17 protein-coding genes are annotated in these 21975 nt (G+C 59.2%); 12 read left to right on the top strand and 5 right to left on the bottom strand.

Annotation, left to right across the window (positions count from 1 at the left end):
• Positions 1–148 precede the first annotated feature (148 nt).
• The 7 genes from ASD03_RS23350 to ASD03_RS23320 are packed head-to-tail and all read left to right on the top strand — an operon-like array spanning position 149 to position 9000.
• Entirely contained in the window at positions 149–2407 is a 2259-nt protein-coding gene (locus ASD03_RS23350) for a NosR/NirI family protein (protein ID WP_057216773.1), read from the top strand.
• A gap of 23 nt (positions 2408–2430) precedes the next feature.
• Complete coding sequence (nosZ, locus tag ASD03_RS23345; RefSeq protein WP_057216770.1) at positions 2431–4350, top strand: TAT-dependent nitrous-oxide reductase; 1920 nt, start codon at positions 2431–2433, stop codon at positions 4348–4350.
• Positions 4350–5720 (top strand): nitrous oxide reductase family maturation protein NosD, encoded by a 1371-nt coding sequence (locus tag ASD03_RS23340; RefSeq protein ID WP_025430421.1) that lies wholly within the window; start codon positions 4350–4352, stop codon positions 5718–5720. The genes nosZ and ASD03_RS23340 overlap by 1 nt, the downstream gene beginning before the upstream one ends.
• Positions 5717–6628, top strand: coding sequence for an ABC transporter ATP-binding protein (locus tag ASD03_RS23335; RefSeq protein ID WP_025430422.1), 912 nt, complete (start codon positions 5717–5719; stop codon positions 6626–6628). Before ASD03_RS23340 ends, ASD03_RS23335 begins: the two co-directional genes overlap by 4 nt.
• Positions 6625–7452, top strand: a complete 828-nt coding sequence (locus tag ASD03_RS23330; RefSeq protein WP_057207023.1) for an ABC transporter permease — start codon at positions 6625–6627, stop codon at positions 7450–7452. Before ASD03_RS23335 ends, ASD03_RS23330 begins: the two co-directional genes overlap by 4 nt.
• A 26-nt stretch (positions 7453–7478) precedes the next feature.
• A complete protein-coding gene (locus ASD03_RS23325; protein ID WP_225906231.1) occupies positions 7479–8003 on the top strand; it encodes a nitrous oxide reductase accessory protein NosL in 525 nt (174 codons plus the stop codon).
• Positions 7996–9000: an FAD:protein FMN transferase gene (locus ASD03_RS23320; protein ID WP_025430425.1), complete on the top strand. Its 1005-nt coding sequence runs from the start codon at positions 7996–7998 to the stop codon at positions 8998–9000. Before ASD03_RS23325 ends, ASD03_RS23320 begins: the two co-directional genes overlap by 8 nt.
• A gap of 516 nt (positions 9001–9516) precedes the next feature.
• Here ASD03_RS23320 and ASD03_RS23310 read toward each other — a convergent pair.
• Positions 9517–9723, bottom strand: a complete 207-nt coding sequence (locus ASD03_RS23310; RefSeq protein ID WP_128090348.1) for a hypothetical protein — start codon at positions 9721–9723, stop codon at positions 9517–9519.
• A 296-nt stretch (positions 9724–10019) separates the two neighbouring features.
• On the opposite strand from ASD03_RS23310, the gene ASD03_RS23305 reads away from it, so the two are divergent.
• Positions 10020–10469: a group III truncated hemoglobin gene (locus ASD03_RS23305; protein WP_225906216.1), complete on the top strand. Its 450-nt coding sequence runs from the start codon at positions 10020–10022 to the stop codon at positions 10467–10469.
• A gap of 104 nt (positions 10470–10573) precedes the next feature.
• Here ASD03_RS23305 and ASD03_RS23300 read toward each other — a convergent pair whose 3' ends face one another.
• The 3 genes from ASD03_RS23300 to ASD03_RS23290 form a co-directional block, all read right to left on the bottom strand.
• A complete protein-coding gene (locus tag ASD03_RS23300) occupies positions 10574–12775 on the bottom strand; it encodes a tetratricopeptide repeat protein (protein ID WP_082557400.1) in 2202 nt (733 codons plus the stop codon).
• Between the two features lie 367 nt (positions 12776–13142).
• Positions 13143–14156, bottom strand: a complete 1014-nt coding sequence (locus tag ASD03_RS23295; RefSeq protein WP_057216761.1) for an HAD family hydrolase — start codon at positions 14154–14156, stop codon at positions 13143–13145.
• An 85-nt stretch (positions 14157–14241) separates the two neighbouring features.
• Entirely contained in the window at positions 14242–15906 is a 1665-nt protein-coding gene (locus ASD03_RS23290) for an arylsulfatase (RefSeq protein WP_057207015.1), read from the bottom strand.
• Positions 15907–16242: 336 nt separating this feature from the next.
• On the opposite strand from ASD03_RS23290, the gene ASD03_RS23285 reads away from it, so the two are divergent.
• From ASD03_RS23285 to ASD03_RS23270, 4 genes are all read left to right on the top strand, one after another.
• Complete coding sequence (locus tag ASD03_RS23285) at positions 16243–18126, top strand: HAMP domain-containing sensor histidine kinase (protein WP_057216758.1); 1884 nt, start codon at positions 16243–16245, stop codon at positions 18124–18126.
• A 3-nt stretch (positions 18127–18129) separates the two neighbouring features.
• Positions 18130–18762 (top strand): response regulator transcription factor, encoded by a 633-nt coding sequence (locus tag ASD03_RS23280; protein WP_057216756.1) that lies wholly within the window; start codon positions 18130–18132, stop codon positions 18760–18762.
• Between the two features lie 73 nt (positions 18763–18835).
• A complete protein-coding gene (locus ASD03_RS23275) occupies positions 18836–19240 on the top strand; it encodes a response regulator (RefSeq protein WP_057216750.1) in 405 nt (134 codons plus the stop codon).
• The gene (locus ASD03_RS23270) at positions 19241–20950 is read left to right on the top strand and encodes an arylsulfatase (RefSeq protein ID WP_244494689.1); all 1710 of its coding nucleotides are present in this window, start codon (positions 19241–19243) and stop codon (positions 20948–20950) included. It begins immediately after the preceding gene.
• 153 nt (positions 20951–21103) lie between these two features.
• Here ASD03_RS23270 and fabI read toward each other — a convergent pair whose 3' ends face one another.
• On the bottom strand, positions 21104–21889 hold the full coding sequence (gene fabI / locus ASD03_RS23265; protein ID WP_057216745.1) for an enoyl-ACP reductase FabI: 786 nt from the start codon (positions 21887–21889) through the stop codon (positions 21104–21106).
• Positions 21890–21975 lie beyond the last annotated feature (86 nt).

Raw genomic sequence — 21975 nt, 5'->3', positions numbered from 1 at the left:
TGCGACTGTTTTACAGGAACAAACGCACCTCCGTTTGTTGCAGCGCAAAGAAGGTGATCGGACTTTGCGTAGGTTGCCGGTCAATTCGCCGGAAACAAGGATGCCCGCCAAACCGAGCAGCCAGTCTGTCGGGACGGAACGACAAGAAATGCGCAACAACAACAAAAACCGCCACCGTCTCCGCTTGCTCTGCATGATGCTCGCGACGCTCCTTGTTTTGCTTGGAGCACACGGCTCCTATGCCGCCGGCGGGCTCGATGACTATCTTTCAAAGATAGTGCCCGCCGAGCTCTTTGCGGGTGCAGATCGCTTCGGCGCCACTGTCGGCGAACCACCGATCGCGCCGGTGTTTCGGGGTACCGAACTGCTCGGCTATGCCTATCTCAACTCGGATTTCACCAGCGCTATAGGCTACTCCGGCAAGCCCATTCACATCGCCGTCGGCATCGATCCAAACGGCATCGTCAAGGGGATCAAACTTGTCGATCACAAGGAACCGATCGTCCTGATCGGCATTCCGGAACGCAAGGTCGTCGCCGCCTTGAACGCCATCATCGGCCGCGACCTCGGTCGCGTTGCGAGGGGACAGGAGCGACCGCCACAGGTCGATATCGTCAGCGGCGCGACCGTCACCGTTCTGGTCATGGGCGACAGTGTTGTTCGTTCGGCCGTTCGCCTGATCCGCAGCAATCGCCTTGGTACCAAGGCGAGCGTCGCCCAAGAGCCTGCGCCTCCCGTCCGCAAGCTCGATCCGGCAATGAACGAGACGGCCGACTGGCAGAGCCTGCTCGGCGACGGCTCGATCCGCAGCCTTAGAATGACGGTCGGCGAAGTGTCGGATGCATTTCGCCAGGCCAATCAAACGACAGCGGCAGAACGGCCGGAAACGGTAACGCCCAACGACCGCTTCATCGACCTTTACACAGCGCCCGTGAGCGTTCCGGCCATCGGCAAAAGCCTGCTCGGTGAGGAAGGCTACGGTCGCCTTGTCAAACGCCTTAAACCCGGTCAGAGCGCATTGCTCGTCGCGGGCGATGGAGCCTACTCCTTCAAGGGTTCGGGCTATGTGCGCGGCGGCATCTTCGATCGGATTGAATTGCTCCAGGACGGCCAGGGCATGCGGTTTCGCGACCGCGACCACACGCGCCTGACATCGCTTGCAGCGCAAGGTGCGCCTCATCTTCGCGAGATCGCCCTTTTTGTCGTGTCGCCCGACTTCGCCTTCGATGTCACGGCACCATGGGAGGTACAACTTCTGGTGCAGCGAAGCGCCGGTGGGCGAGACAAGGCGACATTGCCTTTCAACCTCGGCTATGCCCTGCCACAGAAGTATCTGGTTGCCGACACGCACCCGCTCGAGGTCAGCCCTTCTGACGGCACAGCGCCAATTGTTGGCGAGGAAGCAGACGGCCAACCACTGTGGGTCAGCATCTGGCAGATGAACCGTGTCTCGGTCGCCCTCACCGCAACGGCACTTGTGTTTCTGACTGCGATCTTCTTCTTCCAGGACTGGCTCGTCCGACGCCCCATTCTGTTTGCCTGGATCCGCCGCAGTTTCCTTGTCTATGCACTTGTCTGGCTCGGCTGGTACGCCAATGCGCAGCTTTCAGTGGTCAATGTCCTGACGTTCACAAACGCCTTGATCACCGGTTTCCGCTGGGAGTTCTTCCTGTCGGCACCCCTCATCTTTTTGCTGTGGGCCGCCGTGGCGGCAGGACTTCTATTTTGGGGGCGTGGTCCGTTTTGCGGCTGGCTGTGCCCCTTCGGCGCCCTTCAGGAACTGACCAACGACATCGCGAAGTGGCTCAAGGTACCGCAGATCAAGGTTCCTTGGGGCCTTCACGAGCGTCTCTGGCCGATCAAGTACATCGTTTTTCTCGGCCTTTTCGGTCTGTCCTTCTATTCACTGGCGCTCGCCGAAGTCTTTGCCGAAGTCGAGCCCTTCAAGACCGCGATCGTCCTTAAGTTCGCCCGTGAATGGCCCTTCGTCGTCTTTGCACTGACGCTGTTGGCGGCCGGTCTTTTTATCGAGCGCTTCTACTGCCGTTACCTTTGCCCGCTGGGGGCAGCCCTCGCCATTCCAGGACGCATCCGCATGTTCGAATGGCTAAAGCGTTGGCCCGAATGCGGCTCGCCCTGCCAGCGCTGTGCCAAGGAATGTCCGGTTCAGTCGATCCACCCTGAAGGGCAGATCAATGTCAACGAGTGCATCTACTGCATGCACTGCCAGGAACTCTACCAGGACGATACGCGCTGTCCGCACATGATCCAGGTCCGGCTCAAGAGAGAAAAGTTTCAGGCCCTTTCGACCCCCACATCGCGAGGCGAAGCGCCAAGCAGGACGGCGGTTACGCACAAGGGAAAACCGATCGTGCGCGACGAGCCGCCGCCAGCCACACCCATCTGAAATCCACACAAGGAGAAATCGAAATGGCAACAGAAGACAAAGCAGTGCGCCTCAATCGACGTCAGCTTCTCGGCACGACAGCCGCGGCGGCCGTCGCCGGGGCGGCAGGTGTTGGTGGGGCGCTTGCCCTGTCCGGCACAACCGCATCACCGGCATTCGCTCAAGGCACAGGCGGCTTGCCCTTCGAGGTAAAGCCAGGCGAGCTCGATGAATACTATGTCTTCTTCTCCGGCGGACACAGCGGCGAACTGCGCATTCTCGGATTGCCATCCATGCGCGAGCTGATGCGTATCCCGGTCTTCAATCGCGACAGCGCCACCGGCTGGGGCCAGACCAATGAAAGCCGCAAGGTGCTCACCGAAGGACTTTTGCCCGAAACGAAAGCATATCTGGAAGACAAGGGCGGCATCTATCTCAATGGCGACCTGCATCATCCGCACCCCTCATTCACGGAGGGAACCTATGACGGGCGCTACCTGTTTGCCAACGACAAGGCAAATACCCGCGTCTGCCGCATTCGCCTCGACGTGATGCGCTGCGACAAGATCATCCAATTGCCGAACCAGCATACGGTTCACGGTCTGCGCGTACAGAAATATCCCAAGACGGGCTATGTCTTCTGCAACGGTGAGGACCGTGTACCAGTGCCGAACGACGGCTCGGTTCTCGACGATCACAAGCAGTATCACGCCATATTCACCGCCGTGGACGGCGAGACCATGAAGGTCGCCTGGCAGGTCATGATCGACGGCAACCTCGACAATGTCGATGCCGACTACCAGGGCAAATATGCCTTCGCCACCTGCTACAATTCCGAAGAGGGCGTCAATCTTGCGGAGATGATGGCCAAGGACCAGGATTGGGTGGTTGTCTTTGACCTCAAGCGGATCGAGGAGGCCGTCGCAAAGGGCGAATTCAAGGAGATGGGCGGCGTCCCCGTCCTCGATGGTCGCCACGGCTCACCCTATACGCGCTACATCCCCGTATCGAACGGACCGCATGGAATGAACACTGCGCCTGACGGTATTCACATCGTCGCCAACGGCAAGCTCTCGCCCACTGTTACGGTCATGGATGTGCGCAAATTCGACGACCTTTTCGCCGACAAGATCAAGCCGAGGGACACCGTTGTTGCCGAGCCGGAGCTTGGTCTCGGGCCGCTGCACACGGCCTATGACGGCAAGGGCAATGCCTATACCACGCTGTTCATCGACAGCCAGATCTGCAAGTGGAACATCGACGACGCCAAACGAGCCTTTGCCGGCGAAAAGGTAGACCCGATCCGCCAGAAGCTTGATGTCCACTACCAGCCCGGACACAACCACACGCCCATGGGACAGACAAAAGACGCCGATGGCAAATGGCTGATCTCGCTGAATAAGTTCTCCAAGGACCGCTATTTGAACGTCGGTCCGTTGAAGCCGGAAAACGATCAGCTGATCGACATTTCGGGCGACCAGATGGTTCTGGTGCACGATAATCCGACCTTCGCCGAGCCGCATGACGCGACGATCGTCCACAATTCCAAGATCAATCCGGTGAGCGTCTGGAGCCGGGACGATGTCTTCTTTGCCGATGCCGTGGCTCAGGCAAAGAAGGACGGTATCGATCTTTTGATTGATTCCGAAGTCATTCGGGATGGCGACAAAGTGCGTGTCTACATGACTTCGGCCGCACCGGCCTTTGGCCTCGAAAGCTTCACGGTCAAGCAGGGCGACGAAGTGACCGTCTACATCACCAACATCGATGAGGTGGAGGATCTGACGCACGGCTTCTCGATCATCAACTATGGCATCAACATGGAAGTGGCGCCCCAGGCGACAGCCTCCGTCACATTCCGCGCCGATAAGCCCGGCGTGTGGTGGTATTACTGCTCCTGGTTCTGCCATGCGATGCACATGGAAATGAAGGGCCGCATGCTCGTCGAGCCGAAGAAGGCCTGATGCACGCGCGCACTCTCATGCTCGGTGTTTCGATGGCGGCGCTCTGCGCCGCCATCGGCACCGCTTGCGCTGCGACGATCCGTGTCGACGCTGATGCCAGGCTGCAAGATGTCATCGAAGCCGCAACGCCCGGCGACACGCTCATATTGCCACCGGCGCGCTTTCTGGGGCCAGTTACGATCGACAGCGCGATCTCGCTGATCGGCGAGCCTGGCGCGACCATTCTCGGTAGTGGCAAGGGCAGCGTCGTCACCATCAACGCCGCTGACACGATCCTGCGCGGGCTTCGGATCGAGGGTTCGGGCAGCAACCTTGAAACCATGGACTCCGGTGTTTTCGTTGCCGCGACGGCAAAAGGTGCATCCGTTGAAGACAACGAGATCATCGGCAATCTCTATGGCATCTACCTGCATGGCGCCGCCCGATCCCTGGCGCGCGGCAATCGCATTGTCGGGACGAAGGACAGGCGCTTCAGCGAAACCGGCAACGGCGTCACGGTCTGGAACGCTCCCGGGGCACGTGTCATCGACAACACTATCAGCTTCGGACGCGATGGGATCGCGACCAACGCCAGCAAACGCAACGTGTTCAACGGGAACAGGTTTGAGAACCTGCGCTTTGCCATCCACTACATGTACACCAACGACAGCGAGATCAGCGGCAACATCTCCACCGGCAATTCTGTCGGCTACGCCATCATGTTTTCAAGCCGCCTGAAGATCATCGGAAATGTCTCGGACGGCGATCGCGATCACGGCCTGCTCCTCAACTACGCCAACAGCTCCAAGATCACCGGAAACGTCGTACGCGGGCGGCTTCAGAATTCCGACCGTTGGATGGCGAACGGTGGCGCCAAGGAAAAACCCGAACACGGGCTGCCGGCCGCGCAAGACACGTTTGCCGAGGGGACGGCCGTCCGATTGGGGCCGGAAAAATGCGTCTTCATCTACAACGCCAACAAGAACCGCTTCCGCGGCAATGTCTTTGAGGGCTGCTCGATCGGCATTCACTTCACGGCGGGCTCGGAGGGCAATGCACTGTCCGACAATGCCTTCATCAACAATCGAAACCAGGTCAAATATGTCGGCGCCCGGTATCTCGACTGGTCCGAAAATGGCCGCGGCAATTACTGGAGCGACAATCCGGCCTTCGATCTCAATGGTGACGGGGTCGGCGACAATCCCTACCGGCCGAACGACTTGATCGACCGGGTACTTTGGACCGCACCGCAGGCCAAGGTTCTGATCACAAGCCCGGCCGTTCAAGTCATTCGCTTTGCCCAGTCGCGCTTTCCGGCGCTGTTGCCGGGCGGCGTAATCGACAGCCATCCCCTGATGATGCGCCCGGACGACGAGGACCAGCAACCATGACACCTACGGTGAGCGTCACCAATGCAGGCAAGAACTATGGCAAGACGGAGGCTCTTCGAGACGTCTCGTTTGAGCTGGGTGCCGGTGAAACGATCGCCCTTGTCGGCCATAACGGCGCCGGCAAGACGACCTTGATCAAACTGATGCTCGGCCTTATCCGACCGACGACGGGCCGGGTCAGCGTCCTTGGCGAAGACCCGGCCTCAGGCGATTTCGGCGTTCGCGCAAGACTTGGCTATCTGCCTGAGAGCGTGTCCTTTCACCTCGCCCTGACCGGTCGGGAAACGCTTGCCTTTTATGCCCGCCTGAAGCGCGCTGACACGACCACTGCGACCGAACTTTTCGATCGCGTCGGCCTTTCCAGGGCGGCAGTTGACCGGCCGGTGCGAACCTATTCGAAGGGGATGCGCCAGCGTCTCGGCTTGGCCCAGGCTCTGCTTGGCGACCCACATGTCCTGCTTCTCGACGAACCCACGAGCGGGCTTGACCCGGCGCTGAGGCACAATTTTTACGAACTCATCGAGGCCTTGCGCGCCAAGGGAACGACGATCCTGCTTTCGTCGCACGCGCTGACGGAACTCGAGGGACGTGCCGATCGCGTCATCATCGTCAACGGTGGCAACAAGATCGCAGACGGCACCCTCGATGATCTTCGCAAGCTTGCAAGGCTGCCAACCCGCATTCGCGTGACCACCAAGGCTGGAAAGTCGCTTGAGGAGGAAATCGCGGGCCAGGTCGTCAAACACCACGACGGCGATCTCGAAATAGAGGTCAGGCAGGAGGACAAGCTCGCCGTCCTGCACCGTTTGAGCGCCGCCGCATTGGGGATTGCAAACCTCGTCGTCCTGGAGCCGACCCTCGACGAACTCTACGCACACTTCCTTCAGGGTCAAAAGGATAGCCGATGAACAACATCATGATCATTGCGCGCAAGGAGATCCAGGAGGGCATGCGCAACCGCTGGGTCGTGGCGACGACCCTTCTGCTGGCGGCTCTGGCGCTCACCTTGTCGTTCCTCGGTAGTGTGCCGACAGGCAATGTCGGTGCCAGCCGGCTTGATATTGTCGTCGTCAGCCTCTCGAGCCTGACCATTTTTCTTGTTCCGCTCATCGCGCTCCTGCTCTCGCACGATGCGATCGTCGGCGAAACCGAGCGTGGCACGATGTTGTTGTTGCTCAGTTATCCCATCGGCCGCAGGCAGATTCTCATTGGGAAGTTTACAGGTCACCTGACGATCCTGCTGTTTGCAACGCTTTGCGGCTATGGCGCTGCCGCCGTTGCACTTGCAGTCGTCGATGGCAACATAGCGCGCTCAAGCTGGCTTGCTTTCGCCTCCATGATCGGCTCGTCCGTCCTGTTGGGCGCGGTCTTCATCGCGATCGGCTACCTCGCAAGCACCGTTGCCAGCGAACGCAGCACTGCTGGCGGCATCGCAATCGCGGTGTGGCTGTTTTTCGTTCTGATCTATGACATGGCCCTGCTCGGGGCGCTTGTGGCAGGGCAAGGCCAGGCACTGCCGGCGGGCCTGCTCGATACCTTGCTGCTGCTCAATCCGACCGACGCCTATCGACTGCTCAATCTGGGCTCGGGCGACGCAGCGTCGCTGTCGGGGATGGGTGGCGTGGCCGAGCAATCGGCACTCGGCAAGACCGGGCTCATCCTGGCGCTGGTGTCATGGACATTTGCGCCGCTTGCGGTAGCCACTGCGATATTCTCAAGGAGAGAGCTATGAAAACGCGCAACCTCGTCGCCGTGGCGATGAGTGCCTTCGTGCTGGTTGGATGTGCCGCCGAAGAAGCAGACAGCCCGCCTCTTCCATATTCACTGACCGACGACGCCATGGGGCGCTATTGCGGCATGAACGTGCTCGAACATCCCGGCCCCAAGGGTCAGGTCATCCTCAAGCAGATACCCGAACCGATCTGGTTTTCGTCGGCCCGCGACACAGTCGCCTTCACCTTGCTGCCAGAAGAACCAAAGGAGATCGCCGCTATCTACGTGTCTGACATGGGCAAGGCGCCGACCTGGGAGAAGCCCGGAGCGGACAACTGGATCGACGCCAAAAGCGCCTTTTATGTCGTCGGCAGCAGATTGCGTGGCGGCATGGGGGCAGCCGAGGCCGTTCCCTTCTCCTCAAGGCAAGATGCGCTCAGCTTCACCGAAAGGCATGGCGGCCAAATCGTCGGCTTTGGCAACATACCGCAAGACTATGTGCTGGGAGCAGATGGGGCATCGCCTGCGTTGACATCATTTTCCGAACCGACGGAGGCTAGTCATGACTAGGATTATCGGGCGGCGGCGTGCAATCGCTATCATCGGGGCGACCATAGGCCTGCCTCTGCTGCCATTACCCGGCGCAGCCAGAGCGGCCCTGCGTCCGGTCACGTGGAGTGGCCAGGCGCTTGGGGCATCGGCAACACTGATCCTTAATCATGAAGACGAAGCAGTGGCACGCCGACTGCTGGACAGAGTCGTGGTCGAAATTGACCGTCTGGAGGCGATATTCAGCCTCTACCGCAGTGATTCAGCCCTTTCGGTCTTGAACAGGATGGGCGCGCTCGTCGCCCCGCCGGCGGAACTGGTACATCTTCTTGAAATCTGCGCGTCCTTTCACAAAATGACCGGCGGCACATTCGATCCGACGGTTCAACCGCTCTGGACGCTCTATGCCGATCATTTCGCCAAACCGTCCTCCGATCAGCGCGGTCCGTCGGCACGCGCAATCCGACAGGCACTGGCTTACGTCGACCTCACCCGTGTCCGGTTCAATGGCGACCGGATCGCGTTTGCAATGCCTGACATGGCTCTGACTCTGAACGGCATAGCACAGGGCTACATTACCGATCGCATCGTCGATCTGCTTCGTCAAAACGGCGTGGCGAGCAGCCTGGTCCATATGGGGGAAAGCCGGACGATCGGGGCCCGCGCAGATGGCAGCCCATGGCAGGTTGGGCTGGCGGCAAGCGACGTGGACGCTGCCTCAGACATCGTTTTACCGCTCGTCGACAGGGCGGTCGCGACGTCTGGCATTGCAGGCTTCAGTTTTGATGAGGCGGGACGGCTGTCGCATATTCTCGATCCCCGCACCGGCTTGACGATGCAGTCTTATCGGCGCGTGAGCGTTGTCGCCGATGACGCGGTCACAGCGGATGCGCTGTCGACAGCCTTCAGCCTCATGGAGCCGCAAGAGATAAAGGCCCTGATCGATACCCGGACCGATCTTGGCGCGGATCTTTTGAGCCAGGCAGGCACTCGGAGGCGCTTTGGTCTCGGCGCGTAACGAGGCCGACGCACCCGATGCCAAGACAAACCTGGCGCCTGTCAGCGACGCTGGCTTGCGTCCAGGTGACGCCGGCGCCAGTTCGCCAAGCGCTCGCGATCAAACGAAAAGACTTCGTCGATGACCGTTCCGTCCGCAGACACCGTCGCAGTCCAGCAGCGACCGCCACATCGCAGCGTTAGCCTGAACGTTCCAACGTGCTCGCCCTGACCGACCTCGACCTGGCTCTTGACCTCGCCTCGGCTCAGGCGGTTTTTCAACTCCGCCGGGGGCAGGCGGAGTGCCGATGACATCGTTGGCGCCGGCACGGAAAAATCGCCCTCGGGGTCGCGTTCGACGCGGATAACCCGCCTATTGGTCAATGTCAGCATTGAACGGATCTCTCTGAGGACCAGGTTTTCGTCATGAAGGATAGAGCGCCATTCGCAAATATCTCAAGCCGGGGCCCGACATTGACGGCGTGTCGAGACGTTCTGGTATGCAAACAGCATCTAGCGATGATCTCAATGGCCACCCTCAAACGAGTGTCGTCGAGGTCGACAGGCGCGCGTCCGGCATGGTTCTCGCCCGTTCCGAGCGGTCGCGTATTCTCTCGAGGCGGTGCGCCAGAAGATCGAGTAACTGCCCGGCCTCAGCATTATACCCCGGCATGCAGGCGAACCACTCGGCGACCTCGATCGTGCAATCGCACAATGTCTCATCCCTCATCCCAAACTCGATCATGTCCTGCATCTCCGCCTAGTCCGTGAAGACGGTTTCTCCACGCGAGCTCGTCCACGTCCTTGGTAGGCGCAAAGCGGTGGAGCCTCTTTGCGCTGACGCAAGCGATCATCGTTCGACCACCCGAACGGCCTATGTCAGGACGACACCATGCCGCATGGCCGCGGATTTACAGCGCCGACCTCGTGGCCTACTGCATGTTTCCTTAAATCCTATTCGATTTAAGGATAAAACATGCAGCCATTCAAAGTGCTACAACGACCTTTGCGCGCCTAATAAGACGCGCGGCGCTGTAGGGAATGGTGAACCACAAAGCATCGGTGAAGACCATGTGTGCGACACTGCTTCCAGCCAGCATGTCCGAAGAACTGATAAGGGCGGTCGTTCACGACTTCTACGGCCGCATCCGCCACGATCCCATGCTCGGGCCGATCTTCAACGCCCGCATTGGCGAACATTGGGATCTGCACCTTTCAACGCTGGTCGACTTCTGGTCGTCGATAGCCCTGAAAACGGGACACTATGGCGGGAAGCCCCATGTCGCCCACCAGGGTCTCGATCTTGTTCCCGAGCATTTCAATCACTGGCTGGAAATTTTCGAAGGGACTGTCGGCAAACATTGCAAGGGCGAGGCCGCTGCCTTCTTTCTCGACCGAGCGAGGCGCATCGCCGACAGCCTGCAGATTGGCCTGAACATCGGACCGCATGCCATCAAGCTGCCGCTAGCCCACACCACCGGGCAGGTTTAGAGAGCAAGCTGCCAATCCGCGACCAATCCAAGCCTGGCCGGCATCCCGTCACGTCGTAAGAAGGCTAGCGCACGATCCGACCGCCACGAATGCAAACTCAGAGTTTATCGACCATGCTCAACTGCATCCTTTAATTGCCTGATGAGTTCTGCAATCTGTAAATTGTCCGGCTGCAGACGGGCCAAGGCCTGTGCAAATTGGAGCGTATCGGCATAACGGCGGAGTTTGAGACCGATCTGAATTGCCGTGCCGAGCAGACTGGCGTCCGTTGCTCCGCTTAAGGCAGCAGCATCGAAGAGCGCAAACGCCTGCTCCGTTCTCCCGACTGAATCCAGGGCAATCGCCGCTGTCGTCCTGTATCTGGAATTGACGGGATCCAGGCGAACGGCCGCGTTCAGTTCTTCTGTCGCCTCCTCCATTGCCTTCTGACGCACAAGCGACAAGCCATGCCCGTAGCGAAGGTCGGCTCGATCCGGATCGGTTGCCACGGCTTCAGCGTAGGTCTGTTCGGATTTCTCGCCCTCCCCTGTTGCGCGGTAGAGTTCGGCGAGGTTGATGCGCGCGCCCGCAAGGGTTGGATCGAGATGGATCGCCTGACGGAGCGCCTTCTCCGCTTCCTCTGGACGTCCTTGTTCAAGCAGAAACGTTCCATAACTGCTTTGTGTCTCGGCAACGTGCGCGTTCGCTTGAACATACGTTTTCAAATCGGCCACCGCACGGTCGAAATCACGACGTCGATCACCGAGCAAGTCCAGCGACTGCGTGCTTCCTAGTGCCCTGGCAGCAGCCACCCGCACTGCGCGTACGTCGTCGCTGACAAGTCCGCCGATGGCATCAAGCCGATACTCCCGCGGCAGGTTGGCAGCAGCCTCGGCTGCCCCCAGACGCACCAGCGGATCGGGGCTCTCCGCCGCCGCCTTCACGTCTGCGGCGACGTCAGCTCCAGCGAGCCTGCTCATCTCGGCAATGGCGCTTCCTGTGACTATTCCAGCTTGTTTTTCGTCCCCGACGAATGCCCGCAAGGCCTCGATCGAGGCAGCGTCGTTTTTCGCCGCGGCGGCGAACGCATGTGCGATCGTCGGGCGCTTGCGCCAGCCTGCACCAAACCAAGTATCCAGGGTCTCCGATGCCCACTTGTTCGACCTACCGTCGTGGCACGACGTACAGGCGTTCGGCGTTCCGTACATGTCGGAAAGGTCTGGGCGCGGAATCACGAAAGAATGGTCACGCCGACGATCGACCTTCATGTATGTCCGCTCGGGCATATGGCAGTTGGCGCAGAGCGCGCCAGCGGAGCCTTCCGGATGATGCGTATGGGCTGGAGTGTCGAAAGCGCCGCCCGGATCGGTGCTGGCAAAGCGCTTTGGCGCATCCTGGGTGTGGCATTGGGTGCATAGCGCGTTTCCAACGGCCTTGACGCTGCCCTCATGCGGACGGTGGCAGTCGAAACACGTCACACCTGCTCTTGCCATCTTGCTCTGCTGGAACGATCCGTATTCGAAGACCTCATCCAGAATCTGTCCGTCCGGAAAGTAGAGATCGCTACGCAGCAACGCCGGGGAAAAATTGTCGAGAAAGGAGCCTCCCGGCTGATAGCCATCGACAAGCCGGGCGCGCCGCGCGTGGCAGGCGAAGCAAGTGTTCGCATCGACCTTCGACAGGCCGAGGCCCGCAATTGCTGCCGTTTGAGCATTCCCGACCTTGGCTCTCGCCCATTCGACATGTTTTGCACCGCCGCCGTGGCAGGACTGGCAGCCGATGCTGGTCGCGACATAGGATGATTGATACTCGTCCGTCTGCGGCTGGAAGTTGGTCTGGGGATCGGTGGAATGACAGTCGATGCAGGTGCGGTTCCATCGATAGAACGGGCCTGTCCAGTGAAACGTCGAGCCAGGTTTCGCCGAGGAGCCTTCGCCGAGCCAGAACCATTTTTGCTTTTGCGTGTCCCAGGCGATGTCGAGAGCCTGCAGCTTGCCACCCCCAATATCGACCAGGTACTGCTGCAGAGGCTCGTAGGCAAACGTGTACTTCACCTCGAAGTCCGCCGGTTTGCCGTCAGGCCCTTCGGTGCTAACGAAGAAGCGGCCATCCCGGCGGGAAAAAACTGCCTTGACGCTGTTCCATTCGAACTGGGTATTGTTGAAATCGGCGAGCACCGTCTTCTCGTTGGCAAGAGCCATCGCCTTTGCATGGTGGGATTTCGCGAATGCGGCGGCTTGACCAGCGTGGCAGGAAGCACACGCCTTCTCATCTACGAAGCTATCGTGAATTTCGATCTGCGGGTCCGCGGCAGGCGGCACAGCCATTTCCGCCGTAGCGGCGGCGGCGAACACCGATAATCCGCAAGTCAGCAGTGCCGTCCGAGAAACAGCCGCTAGACAGAATGCAATCTTCAATCTCACGCCTCCCACTACTCCAAAAATGATCAGGACGCACGGAGCGGCGCAGCCGAAGCATCGGCAAAGGAACGAACCGAGGTAGCCTTGGTCAGCGATGCTTGGCACGTTTCTCGGGACCAATTGCTCTTCTGTTTACTGGAATAGGCTTCCGGCTAGTAGAAGGGAGGAAGGGGGAGACGACACAGCCTATCAAACCCGCGATGCGATTGATCCTCATTGTGATTTCTCCTCCCCATTGGAAATATCGGCGATGCCGCGTGCGAAACGCTCGGCTTCATTTCGCGGGAAAGATCTGCTTCCAGTCTGCCTTCATGTCGACCACCGTCCAATTGTTGTCGGCCGCGGCATCCAGTGCCTTGTCGAGGCGGCCGAACGGGCTGTCGCGGTCATATGCGTATTCGCGCTCCGCATCGGTATGATGGACGATCAGGCCGAAGCGAGTGGTCGTGCCGCCCAACGTGGTCCATTGGAGCATTTCGAGGTCGCCGTCAGAATTTCCGAAGGCGGCGATCGGCCGGCGGCCAATAAACTGGTTGATCGCAACAGGCTTGCCGGCCTTGTCATCGATAAAGTCGATCTGTGGCAGGCGAAACAAGGTCGACACGCCCTCACGCATCTCGAACTGCGTTTTGATGGTCGACCCGATGACTTGCTCAGGTGGGACCCCGTAGACCTGCTCGGCCCAGGGGCGAATGAACTCCACGCCTCCACCGGAGACGATGAACGTCTTGAAGCCGTTTTCACGCAGATAGGCGAGCAGTTCGAGCATTGGCTGATAGACCAGCTCGGTATAGGGTTTATTGAACCTCGGTTGGCGCGCCGTGGCGATCCAGTCGGAGGCGATCTTCTGGAATTCCTCCGTTGTCATCCCGCTATGGGTCGCCAGGACCAACTCCACAAGTCCCTTTTCTCCCGTTGCGGCAAGGGCTTTCATGTCGTTGTCGAGCACGGCCTTGAACGGCTGCGTGTCCTTCCATTCCGGGTGGGTGGCAGCTTCCGTCTTGACACGATCAAGTGCGAAGGCGAGTTGCACGTACATCGGCTGCTCGGTCCACAGTGTGCCGTCATTGTCAAAGACCGCGATGCGTTCGACCTCGGGCACATAACCAGGCGTATCTTCCGCGGTTACCCTGTCCACAAAGGCAACGATGGCCGCCTTGGCCCCGGTGTTGTTCCACGAGGGCAATGGATCTGTCTGGGCGAGCACGGATGTCGTGACAAACAGGCAGGCTGCCATGCCGAGCAGCACGGTGCGGGTGAATTTAAAGAAAATACATGTTGCAATCATCAGAGCCTCCGTCGACTAACTGTGTGCAATCTCAGACCGTTAAAGAAACGGCGGCCCCCGAACGAACGGAGCCGCCGCGCCAAGGTCAGTTGCCGGTTGGCATCGGAATACTAACACCCTCCTTCGCCAAGGAGTCCCGCACCCATTGGAAACGCTCATAGTTTGAAAGCGTAATCGGGCCCGTATATCCCATGCTCTGCAGCTTGCGTGGAGGATATTTCACGTATGTCGCCATGATCTTCTTCAGTTCTTCCCCCATGACAACGCCCATCCAAGTCCGCTCAGTGAAGTTGTTCATGAAGATATCGTAGCGTTCCTGAGGGTCCTGCCAAAGGTCAAACACCTGAGGTACGGTGGCCACGTATTTCTCCGCGCCCTTCCATCCAAGGTTTGAGTCAACGGCCAGTCCGCCGGTCTGGGCTCCATCGTCGCCGCGAAGATTGAACGCGAACTTGTAGTTGTTTACGCGGATTGCGCCGGGTGAAAGTTCGTTCTCCGTGAAGTAGAACCAGGATTTGCGTGGCGATGGGCCGCTACCCGTCAGGACCGGTGTCATATCGTAGCTGTCGAAAATGATTGGCTTGTCTTCACGATCATTTTCGGGCAGTGGGACACCGCCGACCGAAGCGAACGTCGCCATGAGATCGAGACCGCCGATGAGTTCGTGGTTCCTGGTATCGGGCTTGATCTTGCCCGGCCAAACTGCGATTGCGGGAACACGATTTCCACCCTCGCGCAATGTGCCCTTGGTGCCGCGAAACGGAGTGTATCCCGCGTCCGGATAGACGTCTTGCCAAGCGCCGTTGTCGGTTGTGTAGAACACCAGCGTGTTCCGGTCCATTCCGGTTTCGCGCAGCTTGTCCATGATCCGGCCGATACGGGTGTCGAGCTCCACGACCGAGTCGGCATATTTCGACTTGGACATCGATTTGTGCTCGAACTCCGGTGCCGGCATGTTCGGCTGATGCACCTTCATGAAGTTGACATTGATGAAGAACGGCTCATCCGGCTTCTTTGCAGCCTCATCGAGGAATTCGATGGCCGCTTTCTCGACATAGCCGTCGAAGAACGGAATGCCGACAACGCCTTCCTTGCCGTCGATCACCGGAGTATCGACATACTGGCCGTTGATCTTGAAGTCTTCCTTCGCCTCGCCGCCGGCCTTGCCCGAAAGCGCGCCTTTCGTCACCTTCTGGAACATAGCCCGCAGTGCCGGGTCCATGTCCGGGAACCAGGTCGGATCCGCATAGGTATAGGCGTTGAGATGGTAAAGGCCGACATATTTCATCTCGTCATAGCCCTGGGCGATCGGAAGCGCATAGTCCGCCTCGCCGAGATGCCACTTTCCGGTGAAGTACGTATGATAGCCGCCGCGCTTCAGCACTGACGCCAGCGTCCACTCCGCTGCCGGCAGACCACCACCCTGCCCCTGGAAAGCCACGGTCGTCATGCCGCTCCGGTTCGGAATGCGCCCGGTCTGCATTGCAGCCCGGCCTGGCGTGCAGCTCGGCTGGGCATAGAAGGAGAAGAAGGTCATGCCTTCATCGGCCAGCTTGTCGATGTTCGGCGTCGGCATGCCGCGTCCTTGGCCGCCGCCATAGGGGCCCAGATCGCCATAGCCCGTGTCGTCGGAAACGATAAAGAGAATGTTGGGTTTTGACGGCGACTGGGCTTGCACTTGGGATGCGGCCCCAACGAGAAATGTCGAAGCCGCCAAGGCTCCGACAGAGCACATGAAGCGAAAATTCATATTGACTACTCCTCCGAAGGCTTGGGCGGATCGGGTTCACCAAACGCACGAGTTCTGATGCGTTTAAGGGGATCCGCCGCCTGTCCTTGCTGTATCGAAACGAAGCAAATTGAAGCAATGCTGTAGCCTGAACGCCCTCGATCGAGGGCCTCTCGTCTGGATGCCTGTGGCCAGCGCGAGGCCACCCACGACGGTGAAACTATCGGACGTCTTGCGGCGGGGATATTGTACCATCGGGCAAAACCGCACTTCGTTAGCTTGCGCTTGAATTCTAAAGCTCTGGTTGTATTAGCAAGTTCGCCTTGGTAGATTGCGCCTATCTGTCGGGGGAAAGTCATGGGCGTTCTGGGTAACCGGACCAGGCAATCGCACTGGCTGATCAGGGGTGTGGTTCCGGGCCTGTGTGCATTCCTGGCGACTGCGTCAGCGGCGACGGCCGGTCAGGCAGTTGTTGACAGTGTGCCGCGTGTGCTGGTGCTCTATCCTTATGACGAGCGGATCGCGGCGACCACCGCAGCCGGGGAGGCCGTCAGGTCGCGGCTTCTCGACGCAACCAAAGGCCGGATCGATCTTTTCTCCGAATTTCTCGACCTTTCGCGATTTCCTGAGCCGAAGCACATGCGCCGTATGGCTGAATATCTTACGGCCAAGTACGGCGATCGCCGCCCTGACGTGGTGATTGCGCTCGGCGAGGAGTCGGCTCGGTTCATCTCTGCCAACCGCAAGGAAATCTCGGGCGATGCAAGGATAATCGTCGCGGGCTTCAGCAGTTCCGCTGCCGAAGCAATGGACTTGCCCAGCGACGTGATCGGAGCTTTCAGCGAATTTGACATCGTAAAGACCGCTGAGATGGCCCGCGGTCTCCAGCCTGATGCGCGGCATCTCTTCATAGTTGGAGGATCATCCGAATTCGACCGTTCATGGCTTGCTACCGCGCGAGCCGATCTTGCGGTTTTCTCAAGAACGTTTGAAACGACATACTTGGAAGACCTGACGATCGAAGAGTTCACCAAGCGAGCCGCCGAGCTACCTCCCGACAGCATTGTACTGGCGCTGACGATTTTCAAGGACGTTACCGGGCGCAATTTCGTTCCGCGCGAAGCGATCAAGCAAATATCGAAGACTGCCAGTGCGCCGATCTACGGCCCGTACCCGACCTACATCGACTATGGCATTGTTGGAGGCAACGTGGTCACGTTTGGGTCACTGGGCAAAACGGCGGCCGACCTTGCGCTCGATGCCATCGCTGGCAAGCCAATCTCCAGTCTCCGGTCGCCCCAAACATATGTCGCCGACGTGAGGCAGCTCCGACGCTGGGGGTTGTCGGAAAAGGATCTTCCTGCAGGCACGGTCCAGATGTTCAAAGAGCCCACTTTCTGGGAACAATACTGGTTCGCGACCGTCGTCGCCCTTGCCATTGTTGCTCTACAAGGCACAGTCATTGCCGGACTTCTTGTCGAACGCCGTCGCCGCCAGGCGGCGGAGGTCGAATCGCGCCTCCGTCTGCTCGAAGTGGTTCACCTCAATCAATCCGCAACAGCCGGCGCGCTTTCAGCCTCAATCGCGCACGAGCTTAACCAGCCGCTGGGTGCAATCCGCAGCAACGCCGAGGCGGCGGAGGCAATTCTGATGTCCGAGAGGCCCGATCTCGAGCTGATCAAGCAGATCCTCATAGACATTCAAGACGACGATCAGCGTGCCCATGACGTCATTTCGCGGATGCGAGGCCTACTTAAGAAGCGAGGAGAGATCGACTGGCAGGAGTTCGACCTCAATGAGGTCATCACAAGTGCGATCAGGATTCTCCGCGGCGAAGCCGAGCAGAGGGGCGTCGTCGTGAGTTCCAATTGGGCCCGGCGGGAACTGCCGGTCCGAGCCGACCGGGTCCACGTCCAGCAGATCATTCTCAATCTGGCAACCAATGCAATGGATGCAATGCTCGACGTGGTCGCGACCGAGCGGAGGCTTATGCTTGAGACAACACTGACGAAGGATTCCAAGGTCGAGCTGTCGATTTCGGACACCGGTCGTGGAATACCAAACGAACAGCTCGCCAGCATTTTCGAGCCGTTCTATACTACAAAGCCCTCCGGAACGGGGCTTGGCCTTTCCATCGTGCGCGCAATAGTCGAAACCTACGGCGGCACGATCTGGGCCGCCAACCGCCCAGAAGGCGGAGCAGTTTTCCGAGTTTTACTGCCTCTCGCGCAAACTGGATGAACCATGGAACCAATCGTTCACATCGTCGATGATGATCGATCCTTCCGCACCGCAGTCGGGCGGCTGCTTTCGGCATCCGGGTACCGCGTGTCTCTCTATGAATCAGGCGATCAGTTTCTGGCGCAGTTTCCGCATGACGAACCTGGCTGTGTCCTCCTTGACCTTGATTTACCTGGGCTGAGCGGTCTGGAGCTACAGAACAGGGTCACTGAGCGAGCGCCGCTTCTGCCTGTCGTGTTTCTCACGGGACGTGGCAACGTCAAAGCCAGCGTTCAGGCGATGAAAGCGGGCGCCGAGGATTTCTTGGAAAAGCCGGCGCCCAGGGGGGCACTGCTGGAGGCCGTCGAGCGGGCGTTGCGCCGGTGCGAGACGCAGCGTGTCGAGCAGGATCGTATCCAAGCCCTTAGGGCGCGCATTGCGCACCTGACACCACGTGAGTTCGAGGTTTTCGGCTTCATCGTCCGCGGCAAGCTCAACAAGCAGATCGCTCATGCTCTCGGCACATCCGAACGGACGGTCAAGGCGCACCGCCACAACGTCATGGAAAAGCTTGAAGCCCGGTCCCTGGCCGAGACCGTGTCGATCGCCGAGAGATTGCGCCTTTTCGATCCAGCCTCGGATGCGCTCCCACGATAACTTGGAACGCGGCGCTTCACCAAAGGTCAATAGCCAGCCTCCAATGTTGGTCCTACGTTCGTCGTGATCGGGGCTGCTCCTGTTCTTGGCTCCAGAAAGGCCTCAAGTGGAAAGCCCACAACGCACAGTGGCCGTTGTCGAGAACGACGCAAGCGTGCGCCGGAGCGTCGTGCGACTGTTGAACGCAAATGGTTTTGCAACCGAAGCATTTGCATCTGCCGAGGCCTTTTTAAGCCATGCCGACGCAAGTCAGTTTGGCTGTATCGTCCTCGATATTCATTTGGGTGGCATTTCAGGCATCGAACTATGGCACCGCTTAAAGGCATCGGGCAGCGAACTCCCGGTTATCTTCATCACCGCCGTTGAGGATGAGGCGCTTCACGTGGAGGCGGTCAAGGCGGGCTGCATCGCGTATCTACGCAAGCCGTTCCCCGCCGCCTTGTTGATCAATGCTGTCGACAGGGCATTGGGGCTTTGAATGCATTGCGATCCCGCTTCCCCGAAGGACAATAGGCAGGGTTCTGTTTTTGGCGCACAAACGAAACAGCGGATCGGGAGGCCAGCGGGCGATCATTTTGGAGCGGCGAGCAGACGCAGCGGTATTGAAAGATGTTCCCGTCCGCAGCAGGAGCACCCGGCGTCCGCCTGCCCGGATTTGGAAACAGTGGAGAGACGCAGCATGACTTGGCTCAAACTGTGGCCGTGGACGCGCGACGCACTTGCGATCGGAGCGTCTCTCATTGCTCAATCGTTGTTTGTCGGAGCGGCATTTGCGCAGCAATCGACGCCAAACATCCTGTTCATTCTGGCTGATAACATCGGCTATGGCGACATTGGCGCCTATGGCGGCGGGGAGCTGCGCGGCTCACCGACGCCGCGCATCGACCAACTTGCTGCGGAAGGGCTGCGGCTGACGCAGTTCCTAGTCGAGCCGTCTTGTACGCCATCGCGCGCCGCGTTGATGACAGGACGCTACTCCATACGGTCCGGGCTTTCGTTGGTGGCGGTGGCTGGCACATCTATCTCGCTGCCAGCCGACGAGATTACCATGGCAGAGATGCTACGCGACGCCGGCTACGCCACGGCGATCTTCGGCAAGTGGCACCTTGGCGGACAAATCTACAGTCAGCCGCAGAACCAGGGCTTCGACGAATTTTATGGAATCCCGCCCAGCGACACCTGGGACGCGTTCGGCATGATCCGCCAAGGTCTCCAGACCAAGTCCGTCGACATCTCGCTCGAAAATGGACCGCACATCGTTGAAGCTAAACGTGGAGAGCCGCTAACGCTGGTCAAACCCTACACGGAGGAAGTGCGTCGCGGGATCGACTGGGAACTGGTGGACCACGGCATCGATTTCATGACGCGCCAAAAGGCAGCAGGAAAGGCGTTCTTCCTGTATTTGCCGATCTCTCGCACGCACTTTCCCAATCTGCCTTCGAAGCGTTTCGAGGGAGCTTCACGCATCGGCCAGTTCGGGGACTCGCTGATGGAGGGCGATGCAATCGTCGGCACAGTACTCGATGCATTGAAAGCGCTTGGCCTTGAGGAAAACACGATTGTCGTTTTCGCATCCGACAATGGGCCAGACGGCCCTGGAGCGAGCCGGTTCGGCGCTGACATGCCCGACATGGGAACGACGGGCCCCTATCGTGGCGCGCTGGGCGATGTCAGCGAGGGCGCGATCCGCACCGCCGCCGTGATCCGCTGGCCGCAAATGATCAAGCCGCGCTCCTCCTATGCGATGTTCTCAATCATGGATTTCTTCCCGACCTTCGCACGTCTTGCCGGCGGCAAGGTCCCCAGCGATCGGCCAATCGACGGAATCGACCAAAGCGACCTGCTGCTCGGCAAGAATGACACCGGACGAAGAGAGCATCTGCTGACCTTCGTCGGGTCTGATCTCGTCTCCGTTCACTGGAAGCAATTCCGGGCGTATTTCGTCGACGTAGGGCCTGGCCGCAGCGGCCCTGGCGGCATGATGCCAATGGGGGGAGTGGGATCCAGCGCCGCGCCGATGAATGGTTACCCAAAGGTGTTCAACGTCGAGTCGGACCCGCAGGAAGAGCACAATATCGGCGAAATGTACAACTGGGTTCTTGGGCCATTGCTGAAGGCAGTGGAGGAATACAAGACAACTCTGGTGCGGTCACCCAACCCGCCCGGTGCGAACATGACGAAGTTCTGAAAGCGCTGGCCGTCAGAGCCGAAGAAAGCTCAGCTTGAGCTGCCAATAACGACCGGAACCGGAATAACTATCCCCCGGCAACCCGCACCGCTTTGTTAAGGAGGCGCACCCGAAGCAAACACGCGGTACATACCCCACCTGCTCTCGGCTCGATCAATCAATGATGTGATAGCCGCCATCGACATAGAGCACCTGCCCTGTCATCAGGCGCGCGGCATCGTGGGCAAGAAAGGCGGTGGCGACACCTACGTCGTCAATACTGACGAGTTCGCGGGCTGGAGACTTCCGGATGGTCTTTTCCAGTAGTTCGTCGAATTCCGGAATGCCCGACGCAGCACGCGTCGCTACCGCTCCCGGCGAAATCGCGTGGACGCGAATTCCCTTCGGCCCGAGTTCTGCGGCAAGGTATCGAACAGCACTTTCGAGTGCCGCCTTCGCCACACCCATGATGTTGTAGTTCTCGACGACCATCTGCGAACCGTAATAGGTCATCGTGAACAGTGTGCCTCCGTTTTTCATCAACGGTTCGGCGAGGCGAGCCATGTGGATAAAAGACCAGCAAGAGATATCCATGGTCGTGAGAAAACCATCGCGCGGCACGTCGACGACCCGACCACCGAGCGTGTCCTTTGGCGAAAAGGCAATTGAGTGGACGACGAAATCGAGCTCACCCCAGGTCCTTTCAATCCGATCGAACACAGCTTCGATTTGCCCGGGAATGGCCAGATCCACCGGCATCAAGATCGACGCCCCGACCTCATGCGCGAGAGGCTCCACATAGGGCTTGGCCTTATCGTTCAGATAGGTGACGGCCAGCTCGGCACCAAAGGCGCGAAAGGCCCGCGCGCAACCCCATGCAATGGAACGATCGTTCGCGATACCGACAATCAGCCCCTTTTTCCCTTTGAGAAGCTCCGCTTTGACGACCGGGCTGGACATTGATTGCTGCTCCTGTGAGATCTGGTTTCAGGGCGTACTGCATGTTTCCTTAAATCGTATTCGATCTAAGGAAACATGCAGCCACT

The sequence above is a fragment of the Ensifer sp. Root127 genome, from assembly GCF_001425225.1.
Classification (GTDB): domain Bacteria; phylum Pseudomonadota; class Alphaproteobacteria; order Rhizobiales; family Rhizobiaceae; genus Ensifer; species Ensifer canadensis.
Note: the sequence above shows the minus strand (reverse complement) of the source record. Positions and strands in the feature narration are given on the sequence as shown.

Coding starts and splice junctions, on each gene's coding strand:
- fabI (WP_057216745.1), bottom strand. CDS start 21,889: ATGTCCAGCCCGGTCGTCAAAGCGGAGCTTCTCAAAGGGAAAAAGGGG.
- ASD03_RS23285 (WP_057216758.1), top strand. CDS start 16,243: ATGGGCGTTCTGGGTAACCGGACCAGGCAATCGCACTGGCTGATCAGG.
- ASD03_RS23350 (WP_057216773.1), top strand. CDS start 149: ATGCGCAACAACAACAAAAACCGCCACCGTCTCCGCTTGCTCTGCATG.
- ASD03_RS23325 (WP_225906231.1), top strand. CDS start 7,479: ATGAGTGCCTTCGTGCTGGTTGGATGTGCCGCCGAAGAAGCAGACAGC.
- ASD03_RS23320 (WP_025430425.1), top strand. CDS start 7,996: ATGACTAGGATTATCGGGCGGCGGCGTGCAATCGCTATCATCGGGGCG.
- ASD03_RS23335 (WP_025430422.1), top strand. CDS start 5,717: ATGACACCTACGGTGAGCGTCACCAATGCAGGCAAGAACTATGGCAAG.
- ASD03_RS23340 (WP_025430421.1), top strand. CDS start 4,350: ATGCACGCGCGCACTCTCATGCTCGGTGTTTCGATGGCGGCGCTCTGC.
- ASD03_RS23300 (WP_082557400.1), bottom strand. CDS start 12,775: ATGGCTGTGCCGCCTGCCGCGGACCCGCAGATCGAAATTCACGATAGC.
- ASD03_RS23305 (WP_225906216.1), top strand. CDS start 10,020: ATGGTGAACCACAAAGCATCGGTGAAGACCATGTGTGCGACACTGCTT.
- ASD03_RS23295 (WP_057216761.1), bottom strand. CDS start 14,156: ATGATTGCAACATGTATTTTCTTTAAATTCACCCGCACCGTGCTGCTC.
- ASD03_RS23310 (WP_128090348.1), bottom strand. CDS start 9,723: ATGATCGAGTTTGGGATGAGGGATGAGACATTGTGCGATTGCACGATC.
- ASD03_RS23270 (WP_244494689.1), top strand. CDS start 19,241: ATGCATTGCGATCCCGCTTCCCCGAAGGACAATAGGCAGGGTTCTGTT.
- ASD03_RS23330 (WP_057207023.1), top strand. CDS start 6,625: ATGAACAACATCATGATCATTGCGCGCAAGGAGATCCAGGAGGGCATG.
- ASD03_RS23280 (WP_057216756.1), top strand. CDS start 18,130: ATGGAACCAATCGTTCACATCGTCGATGATGATCGATCCTTCCGCACC.
- ASD03_RS23290 (WP_057207015.1), bottom strand. CDS start 15,906: ATGAATTTTCGCTTCATGTGCTCTGTCGGAGCCTTGGCGGCTTCGACA.
- nosZ (WP_057216770.1), top strand. CDS start 2,431: ATGGCAACAGAAGACAAAGCAGTGCGCCTCAATCGACGTCAGCTTCTC.